This window comes from Anoxybacillus sp. LAT27 (genome assembly GCF_022030075.1).
GTDB classification, from domain to species: Bacteria; Bacillota; Bacilli; order Bacillales; family Anoxybacillaceae; genus Anoxybacillus; species Anoxybacillus kestanbolensis.
Genome location: NZ_JAIWYK010000061.1, coordinates 61,627 through 88,178, shown reverse-complemented (window position 1 = coordinate 88,178; position 26,552 = coordinate 61,627). Strand labels below are relative to the sequence as shown.

The following is a 26,552-nucleotide window of genomic DNA, read 5'->3' as shown; positions in this document are numbered from 1 at the left end:
TTCGCAACGCTTTTTACGGTGTATATATTTGTCACAAAATGTTCAAAAAAATACATATAAGTTTCGTGTAAGATGGAAACATAAGGAGTGATTTGAATGAAATGGACAGCAAAAGATGTGGACATGTATCAACAAGCGAAAGAGTATGTTGACACAGCGCTTGTTCCGTGCATACCGATCGGGAGCACAAATATGAAAGCGTTTGCTGAAATGAGCGAGCATACGTTGCTCATTACAAACGAAGTGGAGCGACAATTTAAAGGAAGGGTGATGTTATTTCCACCATTGACATATTTCGTACAAGAGCAAATACAAGCGCGTGTGCAAGAATGGACAAACATGTTGAAACAAGCAGGGTTTCAACACGTATGTTTCATCACTTCCCATGCGGATATCGCAGATGAAACGTTTGTTTATGTGCCAGCGCTTCCGCTTGAACATGCAGATGACACATATAAGCAAAAAGTCGTGCGCCAACAAGTCGAGCAAGTGATGGATGCGTTAGTGGCAAAATGGACGTTAAAAAATTAGATAGCGTTTACACTATCATTATATTGACCTTGGTGGAAACATGATATATCATTAGGTTGTCCTAGTTTTATATATGTGTTATAACAATTCGTCCGGATGGACTTAACTTCGTATAGAGGGGGGAAAAAGATGAGCGAGAAAAAGCATCGCGTGTCAAGACGGCAATTTTTAAACTACACGTTAACAGGTGTAGGCGGATTTATGGCAGCGGGCATTTTATCACCGATGGTGCGCTTTGCCTTAGATCCGATCTTAAAAGAAGAAGCTGGGCAAGATATGGTTGCGGTTGCTCAAGTGAAAGACATTACAACAGAGCCACAGCGTTTTGACTTTAAAGTAAAAGTAAAAGACGCGTGGTACGAATCAGAAGAGCCAAGATCAGCGTGGGTATTTAAAGATGAAAATGGGGATATCGTTGCGCTATCACCGATCTGTAAACATCTTGGCTGTACGGTGAACTGGAACGGTGAAAAAAGCAATCCAAACCGTTTCTTCTGTCCTTGCCACTATGGATTATATGAAAAGGACGGAACGAACGTGCCAAACACGCCACCACCGGCTCCATTAGACCGTTATGAGTACGAAGTAAAAGATGGCACGTTGTATTTAGGTAAAGCGAAACCACGAGGGGAGGCGTAATACATGCTTAACAAGATTTACGATTGGGTTGACGAGCGGCTAGATATTACGCCTTTGTGGCGCGATATCGCAGATCATGAAGTGCCAGAGCACGTAAACCCTGCGCACCACTTTTCAGCGTTTGTTTATTGCTTTGGTGGATTAACATTTTTTGTAACAGTCATTCAAATTTTATCTGGTATGTTTTTGACGATGTATTACGTACCAGACATTAAAAACGCTTGGGAATCTGTGTATTATTTACAAAACGAAGTAGCGTTTGGACAAATTGTGCGCGGCATGCATCACTGGGGAGCAAGCCTTGTCATCGTGATGATGTTTTTACATACGTTGCGCGTATTTTTCCAAGGTGCTTACAAAAAGCCTCGTGAATTAAACTGGATCGTCGGTGTACTTATTTTTATGGTCATGATGGGTCTCGGTTTCACAGGCTACTTATTACCTTGGGACATGAAAGCGCTCTTCGCGACAAAAGTAGGATTGCAAATTGCTGAAGCGACACCGCTCATCGGCCCGGCGATTAAAACGTTGTTGGCAGGTCATCATGAAATCGTTGGTGCTCAAACGTTGACGCGCTTCTTTGCGATTCACGTCTTCTTCTTACCGGGAGCGTTATTAGGATTAATGGCTGCCCATTTCTTAATGATTCGAAAACAAGGTATTTCTGGTCCGCTGTAAAATTTAGTATAAGGGAGGGAACGATATGCATCGCGGAAAAGGGATGAAATTTGTCGGCGACTCGCGCGTACCTGCAATGCGCAAGCCGAACATTCCGAAAGACTATTCCGAATATCCGGGGAAAACCGAGGCGTTTTGGCCGAACTTTTTATTAAAAGAATGGATGGTCGGCTCCGTCTTTTTAATCGGCTTTTTATGTTTAACCGTTGCGCATCCGTCGCCGCTTGAGCGAATTGCGGATCCGACAGATACAAGTTATATTCCGCTTCCAGACTGGTACTTCTTATTCTTATACCAGTTATTGAAGTACTCATTTGCATCTGGTCCGTATACAGTTGTTGGAGCGATCATTATTCCTGGACTTGCGTTTGGGGCGTTGTTGCTTGCACCGTTTTTAGATCGTGGTCCGGAGCGTCGTCCATCGAAACGTCCGGTTGCTGTCGGTATGATGTTGCTTACGCTTGCTGCAATCATTTTCTTAACATGGGAATCTGTCGTCACGCACGACTGGGAAGCAGCGGCTGAGCAAGGAAAAATTCGCGCGGAAGTAGAAATTGATAAAAACGCGGAAGGATATAAAATTTTAGAAGCAAACACATGTTTAACATGTCACGGTGAAAACTTGCAAGGTGGTCCAGCTGCACCATCGCTTGTCGGCACGGGATTATCTCCTGAAGAAGTTGCTGACATCGCGAAAAATGGTAAAGGTGGCATGCCAGGAGGCATTTTCAAAGGTACAGATGAAGAATTGCAAAAACTTGCAGAGTTCGTTGCAGGTTTAAAAGCAGAATAATTTGTAAAAGCTGACTGAACATCAGTCAGCTTTTTTGTACATATGGGAGGTCAATATATGTTACACATACGTGATTGGTTGATGCACCGCTCTTTTCTTATACTATTATTGATCGTCAATGTCATTGGGACAATTTACGGATACATATGGTATGGACCACAACTATCCGAAACGCCGCCCATTTTTCTTCCGTTCGTGCCGGATAGTCCAACCGCGAGCTTATTTTTTGTTTTTGTTTTAATCGCATGGCTTCGTCATACAAATTGGCCGTTTATCGAAGCGTTGGCGGTTGTTACACTTGTGAAATACGGCATTTGGGCTGTTGTCATGAATATGCTCGTGTTGGTCGTCACAGGACAGCTCGGCTTTGCAGGGTGGATGCTTGTGATATCGCACGGAGCGATGGCCGTGCAAGCGTTGTTGTATGCTCCTTATTATCGGATGTCCTTCATTCATGTTGTTGTGGCAGCCATTTGGACGTTGCATAACGATGTTATTGATTATGTGTTTGGGATGATGCCACAATATCGAATGTTGGCGCAATATACGCCACAAATCGGCTATTTTACATTTTGGTTAAGCATTGCTTCGATTGCGGTGGCATACATTTTTTCACGTCGGCGATAAATCGAGGTCTATGTCTCTTTTTGCGGTCATATATTCAATAGTAAGATCGTAAGGAGGGACAAGGAGATGCGCATTCGACTCATCGCGATGTTTATCATGATTTGTTTATTTCCGTATACAGTATATGCAAACGGACATGAGTGGGACAAACTCGATCAAATTTCTGACGAAGCGCTTCAGTTAACAAAAAATGATCGCTTACAAGAAGCAAAACAGTTATTGGAATATTTTGAGAAACAATTCGCGTTATTTCGTGAAGATATTCATTCGATGGATGTCATATATGTATTAACGGCTACGCATGAAGAAGCATTAAAAGCGGTCACGACATCGAGTGTACCGATGGAACAACGAATTAATCAATTAACGCAATTTCGACTTGCTGTTGATGCCGTTCATACGAAACATCAACCGCTTTGGAAAGAAATGAAATACGCTGTCATGTCAGCGTTTGAAAAGATGAAACAAGCGATGGAGCAAGAAGACGAACAATCGTTTCAACAAGCGTTTCATCAATTTTTACAACGGTATGAACTTATTGAACCGAGCGTAAAAATTAACGCTGATCGTGAACAAGTGCAACGTGTATCTGCCCATATTTCGCTTTTAGAAGCTCCTGCTTTTCGCCAATTGCATGCAACAGAGCGGATGAAAGAGTTGCGGCAAATGGAAGAAGATTTACAAGCGTTGTTTGCTGACGGAAAAAAAGAGACAACGCTTCCGTCACTATGGTGGGTTATGACGTCCATTGGTGGCATGATTATTATGACGTTAACGTACGTTGGATGGCGAAAATATCGTGGGGAAAAAGAGGGGAAAATGGTGAGAGATAAACAATAAAAGCGTCCATCGTCGGACGCTTTTACTCATGTAACGGTTGTTTATTTTCGTCTAACGTAAATCCTTCTCCATGCACATCGTGCACATCGCTAATCGCAACAAACGCATGTGGATCAACAGACGTGATGATTGATTTTAACCGTGACAATTCGTTTTTGGCAACGACGCAATATAAAACATCTCGTTCGCGTTTCGTATATGACCCTATTCCTTTTAAAATCGTAACCCCACGTTCCATTTCCGTCATAATTTTCTCGGAAATTAAATCACTTTTTTCAGAAATAATGGTTGCTCCTTTTGCTGCATATGCCCCTTCTTGTAAAAAGTCGATGACGCGTGCCCCGACGAATACGGCGACGAGTGTATACATCCCTTCACGGTACGGTAAATACGTCAACAACGAAAGAACAATAACGCATGAGTCAAACAGAAACATCGTTTTTCCCATACTAATACCTTTATATTTATATACAAGCCGCGCAATAATATCGACACCGCCCGTCGTTCCGCCGTAACGGAAAATAATACCGAGGCCGACCCCGATGAAAACGCCGGCAAACAAAGCAGCTAACGTAAGATCGTTATTGAGCGGAATGTGAAACCCGTACCGTTGAAAAATCCAAAGAAATATAGATAAACTAACCGTCCCGACAATCGTATAAACAAACGTCGTCCGCCCGAGCAACTTCCAGCCGATAAAAAAGAGCGGAATGTTCAGTACTAAGTTTGAAATAGAAGGATCGATACCGAACAAAAAGTATAAAAGAAGTGTAATCCCCGTAAAACCGCCTTCTGCGAGTTTATTTTCCATATTAAAATGGACAAGTCCAAACGCAAAAATTGCCGATCCTAGTAAAATAAATGCGACATTTTTAAGTTTCATCGTCTTCACCCCTTGAGTATGACTGCGTTTTTTATTATAGAGGAACGTCATCATACCCGTCAAAAACATTTGTCAAACGCCCCACTTTTAGCTAACATGAATGTAAGAGGTGAAAGTCATGGAAAAAACGATGCGGCAACTGCAACAAGAAGTCGACGAATACATCGGGCAGTTTAAGGAAGGATATTTCAGTCCGCTTGCCATGCTGGCCCGTTTAACAGAAGAATTAGGTGAGCTCGCTCGTGAAGTAAATCATTATTATGGTGAAAAACCGAAAAAGAAAACGGAACAAGAAAAAACGATTCAAGAAGAATTAGGCGATTTATTATTTGTGCTTATATGTATGGCGAATTCGTTACATATCGATTTACAAGAAGCGCATGATGCAGTCATGCATAAATTTCAAACACGAGATCGTGATCGTTGGACGAGAAAGGAAGAGGAACGATGATTCGAATTGTCATTGCAGGACCACGTGGAAGAATGGGACGAGAAGCTGTTTCCCTCGTTCATCAAACAAAACATTTTGAGCTTGTAGCTGTCGTCGACCGAATGAACGAAGGAAAAACGTTGGCGGAACTCGATGGTTTTCCAGCCATTGAAGCTCCAATTTTTACAGATTTGGAGCGTTGCTTGCAAACAGTCCAAGCGGACGTATTGATCGATTTAACAACGCCAGAAGTTGGAAAACGGCATACAGAGATTGCGTTGCAATACGGTGTTCGACCGGTCGTTGGTACGACAGGATTTACAGAAGACGATTTGGCACGTTTAACACAAATAGCGGAAGAGAAAAAAATTGGTGCGATTATTGCACCGAACTTTGCGATTGGTGCCATTTTAATGATGAAATTTGCGCAAATGGCGGCTAAATATTTTCCACATGTAGAAATCATTGAGCTTCATCACGATCAAAAGCTTGATGCGCCGTCTGGTACAGCGTTAAAAACAGCTCAGCTCATTCAACAAGTGCGCCCTTCCTTTACCCAAGGGCATGAAGCTGAAAAAGAAACGATGGAAGGGGCACGTGGGGCATTATATGACGGCATGCGCATTCATAGCGTTCGACTGCCGGGGCTTGTCGCGCATCAAGAAGTCATTTTTGGTGGCGATGGACAAACATTGACGATTCGGCACGATTCGTTTAACCGTGCATCATTTATGTCCGGTGTTCGCTTTTCTGTTGAAACGGTGATGAAGTTAGAAACGCTCGTATACGGATTAGAACATTTAATTGAATAAGGGGGCGAGAAATTTGAAAATTGCATTAATTGCACACGATAAAAAGAAGGAAGATATGGTTCAGTTTGTTACAGCTTATCAACATATTTTAGCTGAACACGAACTATATGCAACAGGGACGACAGGATTGCGCATTCAAGAGGCAACCGGTCTTTCTGTGCACCGTTTTCAATCTGGTCCACTTGGAGGCGATCAACAAATTGGTGCGATGATCGCAAATAACGATATGGATATGGTCATTTTTTTCCGAGATCCATTAACCGCTCAACCACACGAGCCGGATGTTAGTGCCCTTATTCGTCTTTGTGACGTATATGCCATTCCGTTAGCGACAAACATGGGAACAGCTGAAGTGCTTATACACGGTTTAGAACGTGGCGATTTTGCATGGCGAAATATTGTGAAGCGAGGAAAAGAATGATGCATATATTAGCATTTGGGGCTCATCCAGATGATGTCGAAATTGGCATGGGCGGAACGATTGCGAAATACGCGCAACAAGGGTACGACATCGGCATATGCGATTTGACGTTAGCAGAATTATCATCAAACGGAACGGTACATACTCGACAACAGGAAGCGAAGCGGGCAGCTGACATTCTCGGTGTTCGCACACGCATACAGCTCAAACTTCCTGATCGTGGACTTGTCGTACAAAAAGAGCATATTGATCCGATCGTGACAGTCATTCGAACATATCGACCGAAAATTGTATTTGCACCGTACTGGGAAGATCGCCATCCGGATCATGGGCAATGCGCGAGATTAGTGGAAGAAGCGGTATTTTCCGCTGCCATTCGCCGTTACGGAGAACTCCCTCCTCATCGCGTACATGCCGTTTATTTTTATATGATCAACGGTTTTCATCGCCCTCATTTTGTCGTTGACATTAGCGATACGATCGATAAAAAATTAGCAAGTTTGCGGGCGTACGAAAGTCAATTCGAGCGAACGAGCGGTTCAGTTGACACGCCGTTAACGAACGGATATATTGAAACCGTTGAAAGCCGCGAGCGATTGTTCGGAAAAGAAGTCGGTGTTTCGTTTGCGGAAGGATTTATATCAAAAAAACCAGTGATACTTGCACATGATTTGTTAGGGGAAGAAAGATGAAACTAAAAATAGGAATCGTTTGCTATCCGTCAGTTGGCGGATCTGGAGTGGTTGCGACGGAATTAGGGAAAATGCTTGCTGAACGCGGGCATGACATTCATTTTATTTCGTCAAGCATTCCATTTCGACTAAACAAAGTATATCCAAATATTTACTATCATGAGGTAACGGTCAACCCGTATTCTGTATTTCAATATCCGCCATACGACTTAGCGTTGGCGAGTAAAATTGCAGAAGTTGCGAAGCGAGAAGAGCTCGACATCATTCATGCGCACTATGCTGTTCCGCACGCTCTTTGCGCCTTTTTAGCGAAACAAATGGTTGGTGACCATTTGAAAATTGTGACGACGTTGCACGGTACAGACATTACCGTCCTCGGATACGACCCGTCATTAAGCGATTTAATTAAATTTGGCATCGAGCAATCCGATGTCGTCACAGCAGTATCGAATGCGTTAGCGGTTCAAACATATGAATTGCTTGACGTGCAAAAGCCGATTCAAACGGTATACAACTTTGTTGATGAACGTATATACAGCAGACGACGAAATGATGAGCTCCGTCGTCAATACGGTATCGCACCGCACGAAAAAGTAGTTATTCACGTGTCGAACTTTCGGAAAGTGAAGCGGGTATGCGATGTCGTTCGTACGTTTGCGCTCGTCGTCAAACAAGTACCTGCAAAATTGCTTCTTGTCGGTGATGGGCCAGAAATGACGGTCGTTTGTCGCCTTGTAAAAGAATTAAATTTATGCGATCACGTTCGTTTTCTAGGAAAGCAAGAAAATTTAGCGGAATTGTATTCCATTAGTGACGTGAAATTATTATTGTCAGAAAAAGAAAGTTTCGGTCTCGTTTTACTGGAAGCGATGGCGTGTCGAGTTCCATGCGTCGGAACAGCGATCGGTGGCATTCCTGAAGTAATTGAAGATGGCAAAAACGGCTTTTTATGTGCGCTCGGTGATATAAACGATGCGGCGCGTCAAACGCTTTGTTTACTGACGGATGAAACACTTCGCGAGACAATGGGGAAAAACGCATATGAAACGGTATACGAAAAATTTTATTCTGAGCGAATTGTGGCACAATATGAACATATTTATTTTCAACTTAAAGGGGAAGAACGATGAACGAACAGTTTCGGCAGGCGCTCTCTGTCATTGAAACGTTAAAACGCCATGGACATGAAGCGTATTTTGTCGGTGGTGCGGTTCGCGACTATTTGTTACAAAGACCGATTGGAGACATTGATATTGCGACATCGGCCCACCCGCAAGAAGTGATGGCCATTTTTCCTAGAACGGTTCCTGTTGGCATTGCGCATGGCACAGTAATGGTCATTGAACGTGGCATTTCTTATGAAGTGACGACATTTCGAAAAGAAGGGCGGTATGAAGATTACCGAAGACCGAAAGATGTCACGTTCGTTCGTTCTCTTAACGAAGATTTGCAACGGCGCGATTTTACGATGAATGCGATCGCAATGAACGAGTACGGCGAGATCATCGATCCGTTTGGAGGAGTGGAAGCATTAAAGCAGCGCATCATTGAAACAGTTGGAGATGCTGCTGAACGCTTTAACGAAGATGCGTTGCGGATGATGCGAGCGCTTCGATTTGTCAGTCAACTCGGTTTTTCTTTATCACCAAAGACGAAACAAGCGATCATACAATACGGCCATTTATTACAGCATATCGCCGTTGAGCGCATTGCTGTTGAATTTGAGAAATTGCTACTCGGTCCATTTGTATCGAAAGCGATCGCACTTCTCGTTGAAACGAATTTATTTGCTTACTTGCCTGAGCTTGCAACAAAAAAACAGGAGCTGATCAAGCTAAGTAGTTATTCTTTAGTACCAGTCGATCGCATTGAAGCGTGGGCACGATTTGCATTTGTCGTTCACTTTCATCGTGAACAATTAAAAAATTGGAAATTGTCGAATCATCTCATTCGTGACATTTTGATTTGTTTAAAGGCGCTTGAACATATTCGCTCACTTACGGACTGGACAATCGATGCATTATACGAGTATGGACCGTACATTCCGCACATTGAACGTATACGTGCAGCTGTTTATGACGACAAACCGTCTGTTCACTCGTTATTGAAACAATGGGAAATGCTGCCAATTCGCAATCGAAAAGAGTTGGCGATCAACGGTCATGATTTGCTCGTTTTATTTAAGAAAAAAGGCGGTCCTTGGTTATCGGAAATGATTGAAAACATCGAGCGTGCCGTATTGCATCGTCAAGTAGAAAATGAGAAAGAGAAGTTAAAGGAGTGGGCGATGTGCAATCAGAAACGAGAAAACAATTGTTAAAACTATTTACAGAAGCAGGCGAAACATTTTTGTCCGGGCAAAAAATTAGCGAGCAGCTCGGTTGCTCACGAACAGCTATTTGGAAACATATCGAAGACTTAAGAAAAGAAGGATTTGAAGTTGAAGCGGTTCGCAAGCTCGGCTATCGCTTAAAAAAAATGCCAGATAAACTAAACGCTAATGAACTACAACTCGGATTAAAAACGAAACGTTTTGGCTGGAGTGTATACGATCAAGAAAGCGTGCCGTCAACACAACAATTGGCTCATCAACTTGCCCATGAAGGTGCTGAAGAAGGGACGGTTGTCATTGCCGAAGAACAAACGGCAGGAAGAGGCCGTTTAAATCGGTCATGGCATTCACCGAAAGGAACAGGAATTTGGATGAGCATCATTTTACGTCCGTCCATTCCGCTACAGCAAGCTCCTCAATTAACTCTTTTAGTGGCTGTTGCGGTCGCTCAAACAATCCAAGAAATAACAAATATCGTACCGGACATTAAATGGCCAAACGATATATTAATCAATGGTAAAAAAGTCGTTGGCATTTTAACGGAATTACAAGCCGATCCCGATCAAGTGCGAGCAGTCATCGTCGGCATCGGCATGAACGTCAATCAAAAACAGTTTCCAAACGATATTGCTCCAATTGCGACATCACTCGCGATTGAAACGGGACGAACGTTCCATCGGCCGAAAATTGTTCAAACGTTATTGCAAAAATTAGAACAGTTATACGAACAATATTTACAACATGGTTTTTTACCGATTAAACTGTTGTGGGAAGGCTATTCGGTAACGATCGGTCAACAAATTGTAGCGCGTACATTAAACGGAGCCATTCGTGGTGTAGCACTTGGCATTACAGATTCGGGCACGTTAAAAGTGCAAACAGAAGACGGAGCCGTTCATTACATTTATTCTGCAGATATTGAAATAAAAAAACAGTAGGAAAATTCCGAAATATTTGTTAAAATGAAAGCGGTTGATATTGGGCAGTATCTTTGTAAGAACTGCACCACGCGCGCACGCATACAACGTATTTATGATCATTTCTGCCTTGATCCGATGAAACGGACGGGGACAGAGGGATGGAGTAGAACAAAAGTCCTTCTTTCTCATTTTGGCAGAAAGAAGGCTTTTTTTATCCATTTCCTCTGCATATGAGAGGAGGATATTAATGAAAACAAAATTAGATTTTCTCAACATGAAAAAAAATCGTGAGCCAATCGTTATGCTGACAGCCTACGATTACCCGTCAGCAAAACTAGCTGAGGCGGCCGGTGTTGACATGATTTTAGTTGGCGATTCACTCGGCATGGTCGTATTAGGATACGACTCAACGATTCCTGTGACGGTTGCAGATATGATTCATCATACGAAAGCCGTTCGCCGTGGCGCGCCACATACGTTTATCGTGACAGATATGCCTTTTATGTCTTACAGTACGGTGAACGATGCGTTACAACATGCAAAAGCGATCATGCAACAATCAGGGGCTAACGCTGTCAAAGTTGAAGGAGCAGGTTCTGTATTGCAAGTCATTTCTTCTTTAACACAATCAGGTGTACCTGTTGTTGCTCACCTCGGCTTAACGCCACAATCGGTCGGGGTGTTAGGTGGATATAAAGTACAAGGAAAAGATGCTGAAAGTGCTCGACGTCTTCTAGAGGAAGCAAAAGCGTGCGAGCAAGCGGGGGCGATCGCGCTCGTTTTAGAATGTGTGCCGAAGCAACTTGGCGAAGCGATTACGAAACAACTAGCCATCCCGACAATTGGTATTGGAGCGGGAGTTGGTACGGATGGGCAAGTGCTTGTTTATCACGATGTACTCGGATATGGTGTAGAACGTGTACCGAAATTTGTTAAACAATATGCGAACGTTCAGCGAACGATGCAGCAAGCGCTAGCCGAGTATGTAGCTGACGTCAAAACACGTCAATTCCCAAGCGATGAGCAATCATTTACGATGAACGAACAACAATGGCTAGCGTTATACGGAGGGAAGTAATTGTGATTACAATCGAAAAAATCGAACAGATGCAAGCTTGTATAATGGCTGAGCGTCAAAAAGGAAAAACGATCGGTTTTGTGCCAACGATGGGATACTTGCATGAAGGTCATGTGGCGTTGTTGGAACGGGCACGCAAGGAAAATGACATCGTTGTTTTAAGCATTTTTGTTAACCCGCTTCAATTTGGACCAAACGAAGATTTCGATCGTTATCCACGTGATTTTGAGCGCGATTATAAAATAGCTGAACGAGCAGGTGTGGACATTATATTTTACCCTTCTGTGCCAGAAATGTATCCGCATGAACCGTCGGTCACAGTGAAAGTGCATGAACGAGTGGATGTGCTTTGTGGAAAGTCCCGCCCTGGTCATTTTGACGGTGTCGCAACGGTTGTGACGAAGCTGTTTCATATCGTCATGCCACATCGCGCATATTTCGGGCTGAAAGATGCGCAACAAGTGGCGGTCATCGACGGACTTATCCGCGATTTCCATTTTCCGATCGAACTCGTTGCTGTTCCGACAGTACGTGAAGACGATGGCCTTGCAAAAAGCTCACGCAACGTGTATTTAAGCGAGCAAGAACGGCAAGAAGCTCCGGCGTTATATGCTGCTTTACAAAAAGGAAAAGCGCTTGTTGAAGCAGGAGAACGTGACGTGGAGACCGTACGAAAAGCGATTGTGCACCATATTGAGCAACATACAACCGGTGTCATCGATTACGTTGAAGTTTATTCGTATCCAGAGTTAAAGCCACTCGAGACGTTACAAGGAAAGATCATCCTTGCGCTCGCTGTGCGGTTTACAAATGCGCGTTTGATTGATAATATCGTTATGAACGTACAATAAGGGGGAAACATGATGTTTCGCACATTAATGAACGCTAAAATTCATCGTGCTCGCGTGACGGAAGCGAATTTAAATTATGTCGGTAGCATTACGATCGATGAAGATATTTTAGATGCAGTCGGCATGGTTCCAAATGAGAAAGTACAAATTGTAAATAATAACAATGGAGCACGATTTGAAACGTATATTATTCCTGGTGAAAGAGGAAGCGGTGTGTTTTGTTTAAACGGAGCAGCAGCCCGTCTCGTGCAAAAAGATGATATTATCATCGTCATTTCATACGTACTCGTACCAGAAGAAAAATTAACATCACACCGTCCGAAAATTGCGATTATGGACGAGCATAACCGCATTAAAGAACTCATTGTCCAAGAGCCGGCGGCGACCGTTTTATAACGGGCGCCATGCCGCCTCTTTTTATTTGTCACATACATGCGAGGTGGAAAATAGATGAATGATCGCTTTGTCGTCGTCGATATTGAAACGACAGGAAATGCCCCGAAAAAAGAAGATCGCATCATCCAAATCGGTTTTGTCGTCATCGAGGGCGACAAAGTTAAAGAACGTTTTTCAACATTTGTTCAGCCAGAGCGGGATATTCCGCCATTTATTCAACAACTAACAGGCATTGATCATACAATGGTTCATGATGCGCCGCCGTTCCAACATATTGCTGCGATGCTTGTTGAACAATGGGAAGGAGCTTATTTTGTCGCGCATAACGTTCAGTTCGACTGGGCATTTTTACAAGAGGAATTTATTCGTAGCGGAATACAACCACCGACATGTCGGCTTTTAGATACGGTAGAACTCGCTCGTTTTCTTATGCCGACACAATCAAGCTATAAACTGAATCACTTAGCCGAAGCGTTGTCGCTTGCGCATGATCGCCCGCACCAAGCAGATCACGACGCAGAAGCAACGGCACAACTGCTTCTTTTTTTACTGCACAAGCTATCTCGTTTACCGCTTGTGACATTAAAACAATTACGCCGCCATAGTCAACCGTTAAAAAGCGATTTGACCGCTCTATTAGATCAATTCATTGCCAAAAAAGAACGCTCGCTTCAAACGAATGAATCCGTCCTTGAATATGAAGGCATTGCTTTAAAAGCATGGGATTCGCCAAAACGAGTTGATCGTCATGAGCATCTTCCATCTTTTTTACAATGGCTTGCAACAAGTCCATTTGTTGCGCCGTTTGAATATCGAGAAGGACAAAAACAAATGATGGACGACGTTAACTATGCGCTACAAACGTGCCAGCATGCGTTAATTGAAGCGGGAACGGGCGTCGGAAAGACGATGGCGTACTTGCTTCCGGCCGTCTTTTATGCGGTGAAGCAACAGCAACCAATCGTCGTTAGCACCTATACGCTCCAGCTACAAAAACAAATGATTGAAAAAGAGTTGCCGCGCGTTGCACAGCTCGTCCCTTTCCCATTTACGACCGCTGTTTTAAAAGGGAAGCGAAACTATATGAGCGTGCGAAAATTCGCTCGCACGTTAAAACATATCGATACAAACTACGATATCGCTTTAACAAAATGTCAGTTGCTCGTCTGGTTAACAGAAACAGAGACAGGAGACGTTGATGAACTAAACTTAACGGCAGGTGGCGCGCTATTTTGGGAAGATGTACATAGCGATGATACGAATGAAGAATACGATTTTTTCGTTCGCGCGAAAGAAAAAGCGAAACATGCACATGTCATTATTACAAACCATTCATTTGTTATGCACGATTTAACAGCGGATGAAAAATTTTTGCCACCGTATGAACAACTCATTATTGATGAAGCGCATCATTTAGAAGATGTAGCTGCCCACTTTTTCGGAAGGCACGTTTCATACGAATACATTCGTTTATTGTGGACACGAATGAACGACATCGCTATGATACACAAAATGGGGGCGCTTCGCTCGCTTTTAGGAGATCTTGAATACGAACTCAATCAACTATTTCAATCTCTGCGTCATTATGTGTTGCGTCGTCAAAAAGGAGATGGACGTATGCGTTACCGTTTCGTCCCGTGGAAAGAATACGGAAAAGAGTGGAGCGGAACGATCGAGTTGCTTATGCGCATAATGAATGACGTGCAACAGTTATCACAAATGATAAACGATATTCCAAAAGAAGATGTGAAGCCTTTTACGACGTTTATTGATACTTTATGTACGTTGCAACATTTATTAACGAGTGATGATGATGATATTGTTCGTTGGCTCGAAGTAGATGCAAAAGCCGCAGTGAATGCAGTCACAGTTATTTCACAACCGCTCGATTTAGCTCATTTTTTTGCTGATCAATTATTTTCACGGAAGCGGAGCGTCATTTTAACTTCGGCTACGTTAACGACAAATGCTCGTTTTTCATTTATCATTTCGCGTCTTGGTCTTGACGATTTTTATCCATTCACACGCATCATTCCGTCTCCGTTTTCGTATGAAAAACAAGCTGCCCTTATGGTGCCAACAGACTTACCGACGTTTCCTTCGGTTACAGTTGAGCAATATGCGGAGCATGTAGCCCAACAAGTGATACGCATCGCCCGACATACAAAGGGACGAATGCTCGTATTATTCACATCGTATGAATTGTTAAAACAAACGTATGCGTATGCGAAACAATTTAACGATGATCAGTTTGTATTGCTTGCTCAAGGAGTGAGCGGAGGCAATGCAGCAAAATTAACACGCCATTTTCAACAGTTTGAGCAAGCGATTTTATTTGGCACAAGTAGTTTTTGGGAAGGAATCGATCTTCCAGGAAGCGAAGTGACATGCGTTGTCATTGTTCGATTGCCATTTGCGCCGCCAGATGATCCGGTCATGGAAGCGAAAAGCGATTATATTCGCGCAAAAGGAGGCAATCCATTTTACGATTTATCGTTGCCGCAAGCAATTTTACGCTTTAAGCAAGGATTTGGACGATTAATTCGGACAAAAGAAGATCGTGGAATTATTTTCGTCTTCGACCAACGATTGTTAACAGCATCATATAGCAAATATTTTTTACAGTCGTTGCCACCTATTCATGTATATCATGCGCCGCTTTCGGAGCTTTTACAACATGTAAACGAATGGCTATAAAATTCCCTTCATCGGTAAAAGATAAAAGATGTAGATGAAGGGAGTGGACGTTTTGCAATGGGTGTTATTATTTTTGATATGCAATAGTTTAATGCATCCTTCAACATCAGCGGAGCATATTCAAAAAATTGATATGATGCTCGAAGAAGAAGAAATGGCGATTATTTTTTTGCCGCTTAGCGATGGGGAAGCGACGTTATTCAAACACGCAAGCGGAAAAACGGTATTGTTAAATACAGGGGCGCCGCATACAGAACGCGAACTAAAAAGATGGTTTGAACATTTCCGTATTACCGAAATCGATGAACTTTTGTTAACGAGCGATGATCGGGAATATATCGGCAATGTGAAATGGATTGAACAAACGTACGGTCCGAAAGTGGTGAGCGAATGGAAAGAACAAAAGGTGTATGAACCGTTTCCCCATTTTCGGATGCAGCCGCTCTATATTGACAATGGAGATGTAACAATGTCGATTCAGTACGGGCGTCTTCGCCTTTTATATATGGCGCATGCGAGCGACGATGTGGAACAAAAGTTGATGACGATGCCGCTTAGTGATGTAAACATATTAAAAATTGCCCATTTCGGCGTTAATGACTACCCGCGTACATCGTTTTTAAAACATGTCGATCCACAAGTAGCAATCATTTTTAAGAAACATGGCAGCTGGCCGAATGAACGGTTGCTTGAGCGGCTGTACGCTGCCTGGATTGATTGTTATGAGACAAATCGTTTTGGTGTCATTGTAGTGAAATGCAACTTAGAAGAATACGACGTCATGACATTTTAAAAAAGGGGCCAACGTTCGGCCCGCGGTGTGTACGATAGGAATTTTTTTAATTCAAATTGACCAATGTAGGAAATCGTTGCTACAATGAAGATGTTTATACACCGAAATTGGTGTGTAATTGTATTGTTTCCGTTCGCAATAAACGATATAAGTAACAAAATTTGTGCACATGGAGGATCGGGTCGTGGAAAGTAAAATCGAAGTATTAGCAACTGTAAAAGTTGAATACTCATCAGACTTATATAAAATTGTTGATTGTTTAAACCGGACGTTAAAAGAAAAAGACTTAATGTTTGGACTAGCGCTTGATGAAGAAAATAAAGAAAAGGCTGTATTTACGATTTATCGAACGTAAGAAGGGATGAAAATGAAGAAGGTTTTGATTGCCTTCGTATGCTTGTTGTTTACGGCGTTATTTCTATATATCGACGCATATAGTGATGCGGTATCATCTAAAAACGAAAGTGAACAACGTGCGATGAAACAGGCAGAGAAACAAGGGATCATCCATATCGATGACGTATATACGTACCGAGGTAGCGATGTATACGTGATCGTCATAGGAAAAAATGACGAAGGTGAACAAATGATTGCGTGGGTGACAGAAAAAGGGGAAGTTGTCGATGTTCGAAAGGCTTCGGAAGGTATTACGAAACAACAAGCGCAATCGTCCATTAAAACGTATCATCCGAAAGAAGTCGTATCAGTGAAATTAGGAATGGAAAAAGGGATCCCGCTATGGGAAATTACATATATTGACGAACGAGACCGTTATTCGTTTTATTACGTTCGTTTTGAAGACGGGGCCTTTTTGAAAAGATATCATTTTGCGAGGGGGAAGGATTCATGAAGTTAGCGAAGCGCGTCGCATCATTAACGCCATCATCAACGCTTGCCATTACAGCGAAAGCGAAAGAATTAAAAGCAGCAGGGTACGATGTCATCGGGCTTGGCGCTGGCGAACCAGATTTTAATACGCCGCAACATATTATGGAAGCGGCTGTGAAAGCGATGTATGATGGGCATACGAAATATACGCCATCTGGTGGATTAGCGACACTCAAGCAAGAAATTATTAAAAAATTTCAACAAGACCAGCAACTCGACTATAAACCGTCAGAAATTATTGTATGTGTCGGAGCGAAACATGCGCTTTATACGCTATTTCAAGTCATTTTAGACGAAGGTGATGAAGTCATTATCCCAACGCCATATTGGGTGAGTTATCCTGAACAAGTAAAACTAGCAGGTGGCATCCCTGTTTACGTGGAAGGGCTCGAAGAAAACGAATTCAAAATCACGCCGGAGCAATTAAAACAGGCGATTACAAATCGAACGAAAGCGGTCATTATTAACTCACCAAGCAATCCGACGGGCGTCATTTATACGAAAGAAGAGTTGCAGGCGCTCGGTGAAGTATGTGTAGCCCACGATGTTCTTATCGTTTCTGATGAAATTTATGAAAAGCTCGTTTATGGCGGACATGAGCACGTTTCGATTGCCCAACTTTCACCGGAATTGAAAAAACAAACGATCATTATTAACGGCGTGTCGAAATCGCATTCGATGACGGGATGGCGCATTGGTTACGCAGCAGGAGATGCCGAGATTATTGGCGCTATGACCGATTTGGCAAGCCATAGCACATCGAATCCAACATCGATTGCTCAATATGCAGCGATTGCCGCATATAGCGGGCCGCAAGAGCCAGTTGAACAAATGCGTCAAGCGTTTGAACAGCGTTTAAATATTATTTACGAGCGTTTAATTCAAATTCCAGGGTTTTCATGCGTGAAACCACAAGGTGCGTTTTATTTGTTCCCAAATGCAAAAGAAGCGGCAACAATGACTGGATACGAAAACGTTGATGCGTTTGTCGAAGCGTTGCTTGAAGAAGCGAAAGTGGCACTCGTTCCAGGTTCAGGATTTGGTGCGCCAAACAATGTGCGTTTATCCTATGCAACATCGCTTGATTTACTTCATGAGGCGCTCGATCGTATCGAAACATTTATAAATGAAAAAACGCGTGGCTAGTCGATATGGCTAGCCTTTTCTTTCATGACGAAAACGATCGTCTTGCGTTTTTTTGTCGAAATGTATAATATTGATGATGTACATAATAGTTGAACGTCTTTGGAGGGAATTTTTGTGAAAACGACGATTGCAGAAGTACATAAATATGTAGGACAAGAAGTAACGATTGGCGCTTGGCTTGCGAACAAACGGTCAAGCGGAAAAATTGCCTTTTTACAATTGCGCGATGGCACAGGCTTTATTCAAGGCGTTGTTGAAAAGGCGCAAGTGAGCGAAGACGTCTTTCAAGCGGCAAAAAGCATAACGCAAGAAAGTTCGCTCTATGTCACGGGCGTTGTGCGTGAAGATGCACGTTCACCGTTTGGATACGAGCTATCTGTCACAAACATTGAACTCATTCATATGGCTGTTGACTATCCGATTACACCAAAAGAACATGGCGTTGAATTTTTAATGGATCATCGTCATTTATGGTTGCGTTCGAAGCGCCAGCATGCGATTATGAAAATCCGCAACGAAGTCATTCGCGCGACGTATGAATTTTTCAATGAAAACGGCTTTGTCAAAGTCGATCCACCAATTTTAACAGGAAGTGCGCCAGAAGGAACGACGGAATTATTCCATACAAAATATTTTGATGAAGATGCATACCTTTCTCAAAGCGGCCAGCTATATATGGAAGCGGCAGCGATGGCGCTCGGGAAAGTATTTTCATTCGGTCCAACGTTTCGTGCTGAAAAGTCAAAAACGCGCCGTCACTTAATCGAGTTTTGGATGATCGAGCCGGAAATGGCGTTTTATCAATTTGAAGATAACTTACAAGTCCAAGAACAATACGTATCCCATATTGTGCAATCGGTATTAAAAAATTGTCAGCTCGAGCTGAAAACGCTCGGACGCGATACGTCTAAATTAGAAAACGTAAAACCGCCATTTGCGCGCATCACATACGATGAGGCGATCCAACTTCTTCATGAGAAAGGATTTGACGACATTCAATGGGGCGATGACTTCGGTGCGCCACATGAAACAGCCATTGCGGAAAGCTTTGACAAACCAGTATTTATTACCCATTATCCAACGACATTAAAGCCGTTTTATATGCAGCCGGATCCAAACCGTCCAGAAGTTGTTCTTTGCGCGGATTTAATCGCTCCAGAAGGATACGGAGAAATTATTGGCGGTTCAGAGCGTATTCACGACTATGATTTATTAAAACAACGGTTAGAAGAACATCAGTTATCGCTCGATGCATATAAATGGTATTTAGAACTTCGTCAATACGGCTCTGTGCCACATTCAGGTTTCGGACTAGGACTTGAACGAACAATTGCTTGGATTTGTGGCGTTGAACATGTTCGTGAAACGATTCCGTTTCCGCGTTTACTCAATCGTTTATACCCATAATGATGAAATCCCCCGTGCTCACATGGGGGATTTGTTTTATGATATAATAGGGCGTGAGGTGTTTGACATGGATAATGAAATGATTCGTTTTTTTCGTGAAGGAAGTGTGGCAATTCCAAGGTTATTGTTAACGAGCTATAAAACGCTTGGGTTAAATGAAACAGAGTTTATGTTACTGTTACACATTCATTCGTTTCTTGAACAAGGCATTTCATTTCCAACCCCAGATGAAATTGCGGCTCGAATGACCATTTCATCTGAAATGTGCATGCAACAATTGCGAAAGCTTGTGCAAAAAGGATTTTTAGCCATTGAAGAACGAATGGATGATAACATTCGTGGTGAATGCTATTCACTCGATCCGCTTTGGGAAAAACTTATTCGTGCTGTTTTTCAAGAACAAAAACAAGAAGAAGAGCAAGAAGAACAATTGTACACCGTTTTTGAACATGAATTTGGCCGTCCGCTTTCCCCGATGGAATGCGAGACGTTAGCGATGTGGATGGATCAAGATGAACACGATCCGATCATCATTAAAGCGGCGTTACGTGAAGCTGTACTATCAGGAAAACTAAATTTCCGTTACATTGATCGCATTTTATTCGAATGGAAAAAGAACGGAATTAAAACGATCGAGCAAGCGCAACAACATGCGAAAAAGTTTCGAAAAAACCAGGTGAAACAAGATCAACCGTATAAACCAACCGTTCCGATTTATAATTGGCTTGAACAGTCGTAGAAAGGATGGTTACATGTTAACGAAGCAACAAATTCGCTACTGTTTAGATGAGATTGCAAACATGTTCCCAAACGCGCATTGTGAGCTCGTTCACCGCAATCCGTTTGAGCTATTAATTGCTGTTGTTTTATCGGCACAATGTACCGATGCGCTCGTCAATAAAGTGACGAAGCAACTATTTGAAAAATATAAAACACCAGAAGATTACGTGTCTGTTCCGTTAGAAGAGCTTCAACAAGACATACGTTCGATCGGACTATATCGCAATAAAGCAAAAAACATTCAGCAACTATGTCGTATACTACTAGAGCAATATAACGGAGAAGTGCCAAAAAATCGCGATGAATTAATGAAGCTTCCGGGTGTCGGACGGAAAACAGCGAACGTCGTCGTATCTGTTGCATTCGGTGTTCCTGCGATTGCTGTTGATACGCATGTCGAACGTGTCAGCAAACGACTTGGCATTTGTCGTTGGAAAGATTCTGTGCTAGAAGTAGAAGAAACGCTAATGAAAAAAATTCCGAAAGAAGAATGGTCGGTGACCCATCATCGCCTTATTTTTTTTGGGCGCTATCATTGTAAAGCGCAATCACCAAAATGTGACGTTTGTCCATTGCTTCATCTTTGTCGCGAAGGAAAAAAACGGATGAAAGGGAAGAGGTAAATGATCGTTCCAAAAACGTTTCAACATCCGCTCTTTTTTTCGGCCGATTTCATTGATACCCATACGTTTCAACCGTTCCCGATGATGATGAAGCATGTGCCATTTTATTACGATATAACGCAAAAAGAAGAGCCTTGGCAACAAAAAGAGCAGTCGCTTCCTGCCATATTTCAACTTTGGGAAGAAGAAAAGCGTGAACTTGCCCCATTGTTTGCAGCGCGTCAAGCGAACGAAGCAAAAGAGGGGATCGTTCGGGGAATAAGCTACTTTTTATGTGCGTTACATTGGCTCAATGAACGAGCAGTAAGCAACGTATACGAATGGGAAAAGGAAGTTCAGTCGCTCCCGCTTCGTCCGTTAAATGTTGTGGATCGGCTTTCGTTTATTTTCGTCCGTCCTACTCTTCACCATTCTTTCGTCCAATTAGATGAACTATTTACCGAGCTTATGAAGCTATTTTATAAACAACTGGCTCAACAAAAAAGAGACTGAGCGTGTTCTCAGTCTCTTTTCTTACTTATTGATTATTCGTTGTTCCACCGCTATTTCCATTTCGTTGTTGATTGTTCGTTCCCGACGAGTTTGTTGATGAATTGTTATTCGGATTTGTTGGATTTGTCGGGCTTGTTGGTGTTCCCGGATCGCTCGGATTTGTTGGCGTCTCTGGATTGCTTGGGTTTGGCTCGCTCGGGTTTGTTGGCGTCTCCGGGCTTTCTCCGTTTCCCGGTTGTTCCGGTGATTCATTTTCACTCGGTTGTTCCGGTTCTTCTTTCGGAATTTGCACAAGTGCTGTAGCAGGTGCGCTTTGTGTGCCATCTGCTGTGACGACGTATACTTCAAATAAGTACACCGAACCTTCTTTTGCCTCAACGGTTAGTTGTGAATCTTTTGTTGTTGCAATAACGGTCGGTTTACGACCATCTACTGTCTGCCTTACTTCAAACGACACATCTTTTTCAGGATCGATCGTGTATGACCACGATAACGAAATCGTTTGTGTTGCTGGATCGTATTGTGCTCGTAAGTCTTTTACCGGTTCGACGACTTCTGGCTTATCTTCAGCTACTTCTGTCGGTTCTTCATAACCGCGCACGAAATATTCGTACGTAATTTCATTTTCTGGCGTATATTCATTTGCTAGTTTCGGCGGATTCGTTCCTTTTTTCACCGCCAGTTTCACGACGCTTTTCGGTTGTTTAAAATCACCGCCACTGCCGTCATCGACGTGGGAAATGACGCGTTTAAACAACTGCTTCGCATATTGTTGTTCAGGTCTAGATAAATATGCTTCGCTACTTTTTTTACTAAATCCTGTCCAAATGGCAGCCGTATAGTTTGGCGTATAGCCAACAAACCAGCTATCAGGTACAGCGCCTCTTTGTAGACCATACTTGCGTCGGTCTTTTTCATCGTAGTTCGTTGTTCCTGTTTTTCCGGCAATATGAAGCCCTGGTACGTTCGCTGCTGTTCCTGTTCCAGATTGAACGACCGTTTTTAACATATCGGTAATCATAAACGCTGTATAATCTTTCATCGCCACCTTTGGCTCTGGACGAAGATCCATCTCCGTTCCGTCTGGAAACACAACTTTTTTTACGGCATGTGGTTCAATGTAAATGCCACCGTTTCCGAATGCGCTATATGCACCGGCCATTTGGAGTGGAGAGACGCCTTTGCCGACGCCACCAACCGCATATGCTTCATGCATTTCTTCAAAGCCCATGCCAAGCTTGTTCGCAAATTGTTTTGCCCGCTCTAAGCCGACTTCTTGAAGCGCTTTTAACGCTGGAATGTTGCGAGAACGAGCAAGCGCTGTGCGCATCGACATTTGTCCTTCATATTTGCCGTCCCAGTTTTTAATCGGTGTTCCATCAGAATATTGATACGGTTCATCTTTTAGTTGATGATACGTCGACCATTTTAAATATTCGATTGCAGGACCGTAGTCAACAATTGGTTTAATTGTCGAACCGGGCTGTTTTCGTGTATCTGTCGCATAGTTAAATCCGAACGTGACACCTTCTTCTTTTTTCCGACCGCCGCCAAGCGCCCGAATTTCGCCTGTTTTCGTATCTAAAACCGCAATGCCAGCTTGGAAATCGGTCTTGTTTGTGCGAATGACTTCGTCAGAATTGAGCAATTCCTCAACATACGACTGGGCGTTCGGATCTAACGTTGTATAAATGTGCAATCCAGCCGTAAACACATCAAGCCCTGTTTTTTCGGTTACTTCATCGATCACTTGATCAATAAAAGAGTCATACGGAATATCGCTTTGTTGTTTATTTTCTGTTAATAGCGATTGTACAGGCACTTTTTTTGCTTCTTCTGCTTCTTCTTTCGAAATAAACCCATGTTTCGCCATTAGCGATAGCACCGTATTGCGACGTTTTTCTGCCGCTTCTGGATGCGTAAACGGGTTATAATTGTTCGGGCTTTGCGGAATGCCAGCGAGCAATGCCGCTTCTGGCAGCGTCAATTGCGATAAATCGCTTTTCCCAAAGTACGTTTCTGCCGCTTTTGCAACACCGTATGCCCGATTTGAGTAATAAATTTTATTTAAATACATTTCTAAAATTTCATGCTTTGAATATTTTTGCTCTAACCGAATCGCAAGCCATAATTCTTGTACTTTCCGTTTTAACGTTTTTTCAGGTGTTAAAAAGGAAAGTTTGACAACTTGTTGCGTAATTGTACTTCCACCTTCAGCGCCAAATCCTTCACGAATGTTCGCTAACACTGCACCGAAAAAGCGCACAACATCAAACCCGTGATGTTCATAAAAGCGGGCGTCTTCTGTTGCAAGCACCGCTTCCTCGAGCACTTTTGGAATATCGTTATACGATATATAAATGCGCTTTTGTTGACCAAGTTCTACTACTTTTTGCCCGTTGACGTCGTAAACAATCGAAGCCAAAGGATCTCGCAACAACGTTTCATCAAGTGGTGGTGCATCTTTAATCATCCATGCAAATGTAACGACGCCTGAAAACATTCCGATTGTCATTATGAGCAACATAATGAGCACAATTTTTTTCATCATCGAACGCCCTCGTTCACGCGGACGTTGTTTCTTTTGTTCCGCTTGTTTTCGTTCTGTTCGTGAACGATAATTCGCCATATCGTTCCTCCTATTCTAAAAATATAGTTTGTCTACAATTTGAATATAATCGATTCGTGGGTGATAGCCAAGCGGAATGAGATGCCCATGTCGTTCCACTTCTGCTTTTGTCATCGACTTGCGCCCCCCTTGTTGCTTGCGCTCCCAATATTCAAGAAGGTGATGTGCATCGAACAAATATGTTTCATCGAATGTCGTGAAACGCAAAATCACGAAGCAAATCGCTCCGTGGGCTAACACTTGTTTCATATGTTCGATTTGATGTTCATGAAAATTTTGAAGCGGAAACGATGTACGATTTCGTGTTTCCTTCGCTTCAAAATCAATGTATTTCCCACGGTATATGCCATTATAGTCTGTCGTGGACGGTTGTTTAAAGTACGCTTCTTTAATGACAGCAGCGCTCCGTTTCGGATAATCGACGCGTACAATTTGTATTGGCGTTGGCTTTTTATGAATGACGGCAATACCTTGAGCTAAGTAGTAGGCGTTTGTTTCATTTAAATCCGCCTCTAGCGTCATTCCGCGATTCCCATACGTATCAGAAGCAGAGGCGCGCAACGTCTGTTCATTTTCTTTTTTTTCATACGCTCGCCCATTCGGATATTTAAACATATCATCCCCCCTTGAATGTTCAACATTATACCATATGTTTCGTCCGTTCGTCATTTTCATGAAAATTAGAAAAAGCGAGCATATTCGCTCGCTTCTTTTCCTTATGTAGAAGGACGGTCCGGACCTTCTAGCTTTTTGTCGCCGAAGCCTGTCGTTTCTTCTTGCTTCGGTTTTTGCTTTTTCTTTTTCTCTTTTTTCGCCATCGCCATGCCTCCTTTCGCTCTTTTATTTTGACCGCTCATGTCAAAAACATGCGCATCGATTTGTCGAATTTTGTACACACAACACTTTGTTTGCCGAATTTCTTCTAGTTTTGTCAAGTGAGAAGGGAAGAGCTAGTGGATGGAGAATGTGTATGGCAAAGGACGAAAGGGGAGTTGGAGGATGGAACATATTCAAATGCAACTACAACAGTTGTTTGATGAAATTGAACAGTTAGAAAATAAATTAAAAGAGCGTACGGCAGAACAAATGGCTACGCATTACGATATGCAACAAGATCGTTTACAACATATCGAACGCCAACTCGACAACATCGAACAGCAAATTGAAAAAAAAGAAACGTATACGTTCGCTCCGGCAATATAAAAGAGGTGGCAAATTGTGCCACCTTTATTCTTTCACACGCTCAATTGTAACTGGACGATGCTCTCCATTTCCTACGGTGTCAATGGCATAGTCGACTACTTCACGTTGCTTCGATGGTGCCGATTCGCCATGTTTTGGCTTCTCGCTTTCATGCCCTTTTTTCTTATGATGAAAATGAACACCTCGACCCATTTTCAGATGCCTCCTTTGTCATGCTAACGTCTTACTTAGCATGGCACAAAAGGGAACTAATCATTCAATGCTTCCTGAATATTGCTCGACTCGTTCGTCATCGGGTTTGTATGCCCCAAGCGCCTCTAAATCGCGAACAAGATGGCGGTATGCGCCGAGCGGCAATTCGTTGCGCAAGTAAAGTTGACGCGCAAAATCAAGCAGTTCGTTCGCATCGATCGGTTCATATTGCTTTGTCGCAATAAATTTGTTTTTTAATTCAATTATTGTCATAATTATTCCCTCCCCCTTTTCCACTTATCATAACATAAAAAAAGACGACATGTTAAATTCAAAAAATTGAGAATTCCGACATCGATTGACATGATTAGTCACGAACCATTTTACTTCAAGCGAATACGATGTAATGAAAGGAGATGAAAACATATGTATCAATCGTGGCCTACGATGCAAATGCCACATATTCCACCAGTGAACTATTATCCATACTATTCTCAACCGGTGTCGTTTCCAGCTCAGCCAGTCGTTCCGCCTGTTGCACCATCGATGTCTCCATTCGCTCCGCCAGCGGCTTCTCCTTTTGTACCGCCGATGTCTCCATTCATTCCTGCCCCGAAACCGCCAAGCTTGCTTGAGCAGTTTAAAACAAAAGAGGGAACGTATGACATCACAAAAATGATGAATACGATGGGGCAGGCGGTGCAAGTGATGAACCAGATGAGCGGTCTTGTAAAAGGATTAACGCAAACGTTTAAACTGTAACGTTTGCGTTTTTTCTT

The 26,552-nt window shown here is 42.7% G+C and carries 32 protein-coding genes; 27 read left to right on the top strand and 5 right to left on the bottom strand.

What is annotated here, in order from left to right; translation table 11 throughout:
• The first annotated feature begins 96 nt into the window (after positions 1 to 96).
• From LD028_RS02965 to ypjB, 6 genes are all read left to right on the top strand, one after another.
• Entirely contained in the window at positions 97 to 531 is a 435-nt protein-coding gene (locus LD028_RS02965) for a YpiF family protein (RefSeq protein ID WP_237810890.1), read from the top strand.
• 129 nt (positions 532 to 660) lie between these two features.
• Positions 661 to 1,170, top strand: coding sequence for a Rieske (2Fe-2S) protein (locus LD028_RS02960; protein ID WP_003394568.1), 510 nt, complete (start codon positions 661 to 663; stop codon positions 1,168 to 1,170).
• A gap of 3 nt (positions 1,171 to 1,173) precedes the next feature.
• Positions 1,174 to 1,848: a menaquinol-cytochrome c reductase cytochrome b subunit gene (gene qcrB, locus LD028_RS02955; protein ID WP_237810889.1), complete on the top strand. Its 675-nt coding sequence runs from the start codon at positions 1,174 to 1,176 to the stop codon at positions 1,846 to 1,848.
• A 25-nt stretch (positions 1,849 to 1,873) separates the two neighbouring features.
• Positions 1,874 to 2,641: a menaquinol-cytochrome c reductase cytochrome b/c subunit gene (locus LD028_RS02950; RefSeq protein ID WP_237810888.1), complete on the top strand. Its 768-nt coding sequence runs from the start codon at positions 1,874 to 1,876 to the stop codon at positions 2,639 to 2,641.
• A gap of 57 nt (positions 2,642 to 2,698) precedes the next feature.
• Positions 2,699 to 3,268 carry a lipoprotein heptaprenylglyceryl N-acetyltransferase LhaT gene (gene lhaT, locus LD028_RS02945; RefSeq protein ID WP_237810887.1) on the top strand — a complete coding sequence of 190 codons (570 nt, stop codon included), beginning with the start codon at positions 2,699 to 2,701 and terminating at the stop codon, positions 3,266 to 3,268.
• A gap of 66 nt (positions 3,269 to 3,334) precedes the next feature.
• Positions 3,335 to 4,108, top strand: a complete 774-nt coding sequence (gene ypjB, locus LD028_RS02940) for a sporulation protein YpjB (protein ID WP_237810886.1) — start codon at positions 3,335 to 3,337, stop codon at positions 4,106 to 4,108.
• Positions 4,109 to 4,130: 22 nt separating this feature from the next.
• Here ypjB and LD028_RS02935 read toward each other — a convergent pair whose 3' ends face one another.
• Entirely contained in the window at positions 4,131 to 4,991 is an 861-nt protein-coding gene (locus tag LD028_RS02935) for a YitT family protein (RefSeq protein WP_035018584.1), read from the bottom strand.
• Between the two features lie 118 nt (positions 4,992 to 5,109).
• Between LD028_RS02935 and LD028_RS02930 the strand changes: the two genes are divergently transcribed.
• From LD028_RS02930 to LD028_RS02840, 19 genes are all read left to right on the top strand, one after another.
• Entirely contained in the window at positions 5,110 to 5,442 is a 333-nt protein-coding gene (locus LD028_RS02930) for a nucleotide pyrophosphohydrolase (RefSeq protein WP_026011653.1), read from the top strand.
• A complete protein-coding gene (dapB, locus tag LD028_RS02925) occupies positions 5,439 to 6,233 on the top strand; it encodes a 4-hydroxy-tetrahydrodipicolinate reductase (RefSeq protein WP_237810884.1) in 795 nt (264 codons plus the stop codon). Before LD028_RS02930 ends, dapB begins: the two co-directional genes overlap by 4 nt.
• Positions 6,234 to 6,246: 13 nt before the next feature.
• Positions 6,247 to 6,654: a methylglyoxal synthase gene (gene mgsA / locus LD028_RS02920; RefSeq protein WP_006319482.1), complete on the top strand. Its 408-nt coding sequence runs from the start codon at positions 6,247 to 6,249 to the stop codon at positions 6,652 to 6,654.
• Entirely contained in the window at positions 6,654 to 7,346 is a 693-nt protein-coding gene (gene bshB1, locus LD028_RS02915; RefSeq protein ID WP_006319483.1) for a bacillithiol biosynthesis deacetylase BshB1, read from the top strand. The genes mgsA and bshB1 overlap by 1 nt, the downstream gene beginning before the upstream one ends.
• On the top strand, positions 7,343 to 8,476 hold the full coding sequence (gene bshA, locus LD028_RS02910) for an N-acetyl-alpha-D-glucosaminyl L-malate synthase BshA (protein WP_237810883.1): 1,134 nt from the start codon (positions 7,343 to 7,345) through the stop codon (positions 8,474 to 8,476). The genes bshB1 and bshA overlap by 4 nt, the downstream gene beginning before the upstream one ends.
• Positions 8,473 to 9,666, top strand: coding sequence for a CCA tRNA nucleotidyltransferase (locus tag LD028_RS02905; protein ID WP_237810882.1), 1,194 nt, complete (start codon positions 8,473 to 8,475; stop codon positions 9,664 to 9,666). The genes bshA and LD028_RS02905 overlap by 4 nt, the downstream gene beginning before the upstream one ends.
• Positions 9,636 to 10,616: a biotin--[acetyl-CoA-carboxylase] ligase gene (locus LD028_RS02900; protein ID WP_164970118.1), complete on the top strand. Its 981-nt coding sequence runs from the start codon at positions 9,636 to 9,638 to the stop codon at positions 10,614 to 10,616. Before LD028_RS02905 ends, LD028_RS02900 begins: the two co-directional genes overlap by 31 nt.
• A 229-nt stretch (positions 10,617 to 10,845) precedes the next feature.
• Positions 10,846 to 11,676: a 3-methyl-2-oxobutanoate hydroxymethyltransferase gene (gene panB, locus LD028_RS02895; protein WP_237810881.1), complete on the top strand. Its 831-nt coding sequence runs from the start codon at positions 10,846 to 10,848 to the stop codon at positions 11,674 to 11,676.
• A 2-nt stretch (positions 11,677 to 11,678) separates the two neighbouring features.
• On the top strand, positions 11,679 to 12,527 hold the full coding sequence (gene panC / locus LD028_RS02890) for a pantoate--beta-alanine ligase (protein WP_237810880.1): 849 nt from the start codon (positions 11,679 to 11,681) through the stop codon (positions 12,525 to 12,527).
• Positions 12,528 to 12,539: 12 nt separating this feature from the next.
• A complete protein-coding gene (gene panD, locus LD028_RS02885; RefSeq protein WP_012574757.1) occupies positions 12,540 to 12,923 on the top strand; it encodes an aspartate 1-decarboxylase in 384 nt (127 codons plus the stop codon).
• Positions 12,924 to 12,977: 54 nt separating this feature from the next.
• On the top strand, positions 12,978 to 15,620 hold the full coding sequence (gene dinG / locus LD028_RS02880) for an ATP-dependent DNA helicase DinG (protein ID WP_237810879.1): 2,643 nt from the start codon (positions 12,978 to 12,980) through the stop codon (positions 15,618 to 15,620).
• 34 nt (positions 15,621 to 15,654) lie between these two features.
• Positions 15,655 to 16,413: a ComEC/Rec2 family competence protein gene (locus LD028_RS02875; protein ID WP_309240411.1), complete on the top strand. Its 759-nt coding sequence runs from the start codon at positions 15,655 to 15,657 to the stop codon at positions 16,411 to 16,413.
• Positions 16,414 to 16,597: 184 nt separating this feature from the next.
• Positions 16,598 to 16,768: a YpmA family protein gene (locus tag LD028_RS02870; protein ID WP_006319505.1), complete on the top strand. Its 171-nt coding sequence runs from the start codon at positions 16,598 to 16,600 to the stop codon at positions 16,766 to 16,768.
• A 6-nt stretch (positions 16,769 to 16,774) separates the two neighbouring features.
• Positions 16,775 to 17,263 carry a cell wall elongation regulator TseB-like domain-containing protein gene (locus LD028_RS02865; protein ID WP_481736486.1) on the top strand — a complete coding sequence of 163 codons (489 nt, stop codon included), beginning with the start codon at positions 16,775 to 16,777 and terminating at the stop codon, positions 17,261 to 17,263.
• On the top strand, positions 17,260 to 18,447 hold the full coding sequence (locus tag LD028_RS02860; protein ID WP_237810876.1) for a pyridoxal phosphate-dependent aminotransferase: 1,188 nt from the start codon (positions 17,260 to 17,262) through the stop codon (positions 18,445 to 18,447). Before LD028_RS02865 ends, LD028_RS02860 begins: the two co-directional genes overlap by 4 nt.
• Positions 18,448 to 18,561: 114 nt before the next feature.
• Positions 18,562 to 19,854 carry an asparagine--tRNA ligase gene (gene asnS / locus LD028_RS02855; RefSeq protein WP_237810875.1) on the top strand — a complete coding sequence of 431 codons (1,293 nt, stop codon included), beginning with the start codon at positions 18,562 to 18,564 and terminating at the stop codon, positions 19,852 to 19,854.
• Positions 19,855 to 19,921: 67 nt separating this feature from the next.
• Positions 19,922 to 20,593 carry a DnaD domain-containing protein gene (locus LD028_RS02850; protein ID WP_237810874.1) on the top strand — a complete coding sequence of 224 codons (672 nt, stop codon included), beginning with the start codon at positions 19,922 to 19,924 and terminating at the stop codon, positions 20,591 to 20,593.
• A 13-nt stretch (positions 20,594 to 20,606) separates the two neighbouring features.
• Positions 20,607 to 21,257: an endonuclease III gene (nth, locus tag LD028_RS02845; protein WP_237810873.1), complete on the top strand. Its 651-nt coding sequence runs from the start codon at positions 20,607 to 20,609 to the stop codon at positions 21,255 to 21,257.
• Positions 21,258 to 21,749 (top strand): YpoC family protein, encoded by a 492-nt coding sequence (locus tag LD028_RS02840; protein ID WP_237810872.1) that lies wholly within the window; start codon positions 21,258 to 21,260, stop codon positions 21,747 to 21,749.
• 25 nt (positions 21,750 to 21,774) lie between these two features.
• Here the strand turns inward: LD028_RS02840 and LD028_RS02835 are convergent, their stop codons facing one another.
• Entirely contained in the window at positions 21,775 to 24,378 is a 2,604-nt protein-coding gene (locus LD028_RS02835; RefSeq protein WP_237810871.1) for a PBP1A family penicillin-binding protein, read from the bottom strand.
• A 15-nt stretch (positions 24,379 to 24,393) separates the two neighbouring features.
• Positions 24,394 to 24,993 carry a Holliday junction resolvase RecU gene (recU, locus tag LD028_RS02830; protein WP_035019820.1) on the bottom strand — a complete coding sequence of 200 codons (600 nt, stop codon included), beginning with the start codon at positions 24,991 to 24,993 and terminating at the stop codon, positions 24,394 to 24,396.
• A 384-nt stretch (positions 24,994 to 25,377) separates the two neighbouring features.
• Here recU and LD028_RS02820 point away from each other — a divergent pair, with 384 nt between their 5' ends.
• Positions 25,378 to 25,581 carry a hypothetical protein gene (locus LD028_RS02820; RefSeq protein ID WP_006319523.1) on the top strand — a complete coding sequence of 68 codons (204 nt, stop codon included), beginning with the start codon at positions 25,378 to 25,380 and terminating at the stop codon, positions 25,579 to 25,581.
• A gap of 24 nt (positions 25,582 to 25,605) precedes the next feature.
• On the opposite strand, the gene LD028_RS02815 is transcribed toward LD028_RS02820, so the two are convergent.
• Positions 25,606 to 25,773 carry a hypothetical protein gene (locus LD028_RS02815; RefSeq protein ID WP_171700327.1) on the bottom strand — a complete coding sequence of 56 codons (168 nt, stop codon included), beginning with the start codon at positions 25,771 to 25,773 and terminating at the stop codon, positions 25,606 to 25,608.
• Positions 25,774 to 25,833: 60 nt separating this feature from the next.
• On the bottom strand, positions 25,834 to 26,046 hold the full coding sequence (locus tag LD028_RS02810) for a YppF family protein (protein WP_012574773.1): 213 nt from the start codon (positions 26,044 to 26,046) through the stop codon (positions 25,834 to 25,836).
• A gap of 153 nt (positions 26,047 to 26,199) precedes the next feature.
• On the opposite strand from LD028_RS02810, the gene LD028_RS02805 reads away from it, so the two are divergent.
• A complete protein-coding gene (locus LD028_RS02805; protein ID WP_035019824.1) occupies positions 26,200 to 26,535 on the top strand; it encodes a YppG family protein in 336 nt (111 codons plus the stop codon).
• Positions 26,536 to 26,552: the final 17 nt, after the last annotated feature.

Coding starts and splice junctions, on each gene's coding strand:
- LD028_RS02965 (WP_237810890.1), top strand. CDS start 97: ATGAAATGGACAGCAAAAGATGTGGACATGTATCAACAAGCGAAAGAG.
- LD028_RS02960 (WP_003394568.1), top strand. CDS start 661: ATGAGCGAGAAAAAGCATCGCGTGTCAAGACGGCAATTTTTAAACTAC.
- qcrB (WP_237810889.1), top strand. CDS start 1,174: ATGCTTAACAAGATTTACGATTGGGTTGACGAGCGGCTAGATATTACG.
- LD028_RS02950 (WP_237810888.1), top strand. CDS start 1,874: ATGCATCGCGGAAAAGGGATGAAATTTGTCGGCGACTCGCGCGTACCT.
- lhaT (WP_237810887.1), top strand. CDS start 2,699: ATGTTACACATACGTGATTGGTTGATGCACCGCTCTTTTCTTATACTA.
- ypjB (WP_237810886.1), top strand. CDS start 3,335: ATGCGCATTCGACTCATCGCGATGTTTATCATGATTTGTTTATTTCCG.
- LD028_RS02935 (WP_035018584.1), bottom strand. CDS start 4,991: ATGAAACTTAAAAATGTCGCATTTATTTTACTAGGATCGGCAATTTTT.
- LD028_RS02930 (WP_026011653.1), top strand. CDS start 5,110: ATGGAAAAAACGATGCGGCAACTGCAACAAGAAGTCGACGAATACATC.
- dapB (WP_237810884.1), top strand. CDS start 5,439: ATGATTCGAATTGTCATTGCAGGACCACGTGGAAGAATGGGACGAGAA.
- bshB1 (WP_006319483.1), top strand. CDS start 6,654: ATGCATATATTAGCATTTGGGGCTCATCCAGATGATGTCGAAATTGGC.
- bshA (WP_237810883.1), top strand. CDS start 7,343: ATGAAACTAAAAATAGGAATCGTTTGCTATCCGTCAGTTGGCGGATCT.
- LD028_RS02905 (WP_237810882.1), top strand. CDS start 8,473: ATGAACGAACAGTTTCGGCAGGCGCTCTCTGTCATTGAAACGTTAAAA.
- panB (WP_237810881.1), top strand. CDS start 10,846: ATGAAAACAAAATTAGATTTTCTCAACATGAAAAAAAATCGTGAGCCA.
- panD (WP_012574757.1), top strand. CDS start 12,540: ATGTTTCGCACATTAATGAACGCTAAAATTCATCGTGCTCGCGTGACG.
- dinG (WP_237810879.1), top strand. CDS start 12,978: ATGAATGATCGCTTTGTCGTCGTCGATATTGAAACGACAGGAAATGCC.
- LD028_RS02875 (WP_309240411.1), top strand. CDS start 15,655: ATGAAGGGAGTGGACGTTTTGCAATGGGTGTTATTATTTTTGATATGC.
- LD028_RS02865 (WP_481736486.1), top strand. CDS start 16,775: ATGAAAATGAAGAAGGTTTTGATTGCCTTCGTATGCTTGTTGTTTACG.
- LD028_RS02860 (WP_237810876.1), top strand. CDS start 17,260: ATGAAGTTAGCGAAGCGCGTCGCATCATTAACGCCATCATCAACGCTT.
- LD028_RS02850 (WP_237810874.1), top strand. CDS start 19,922: ATGGATAATGAAATGATTCGTTTTTTTCGTGAAGGAAGTGTGGCAATT.
- nth (WP_237810873.1), top strand. CDS start 20,607: ATGTTAACGAAGCAACAAATTCGCTACTGTTTAGATGAGATTGCAAAC.
- LD028_RS02840 (WP_237810872.1), top strand. CDS start 21,258: ATGATCGTTCCAAAAACGTTTCAACATCCGCTCTTTTTTTCGGCCGAT.
- LD028_RS02835 (WP_237810871.1), bottom strand. CDS start 24,378: ATGGCGAATTATCGTTCACGAACAGAACGAAAACAAGCGGAACAAAAG.
- recU (WP_035019820.1), bottom strand. CDS start 24,993: ATGTTTAAATATCCGAATGGGCGAGCGTATGAAAAAAAAGAAAATGAA.
- LD028_RS02820 (WP_006319523.1), top strand. CDS start 25,378: ATGGAACATATTCAAATGCAACTACAACAGTTGTTTGATGAAATTGAA.
- LD028_RS02815 (WP_171700327.1), bottom strand. CDS start 25,773: ATGGGTCGAGGTGTTCATTTTCATCATAAGAAAAAAGGGCATGAAAGC.
- LD028_RS02810 (WP_012574773.1), bottom strand. CDS start 26,046: ATGACAATAATTGAATTAAAAAACAAATTTATTGCGACAAAGCAATAT.
- LD028_RS02805 (WP_035019824.1), top strand. CDS start 26,200: ATGTATCAATCGTGGCCTACGATGCAAATGCCACATATTCCACCAGTG.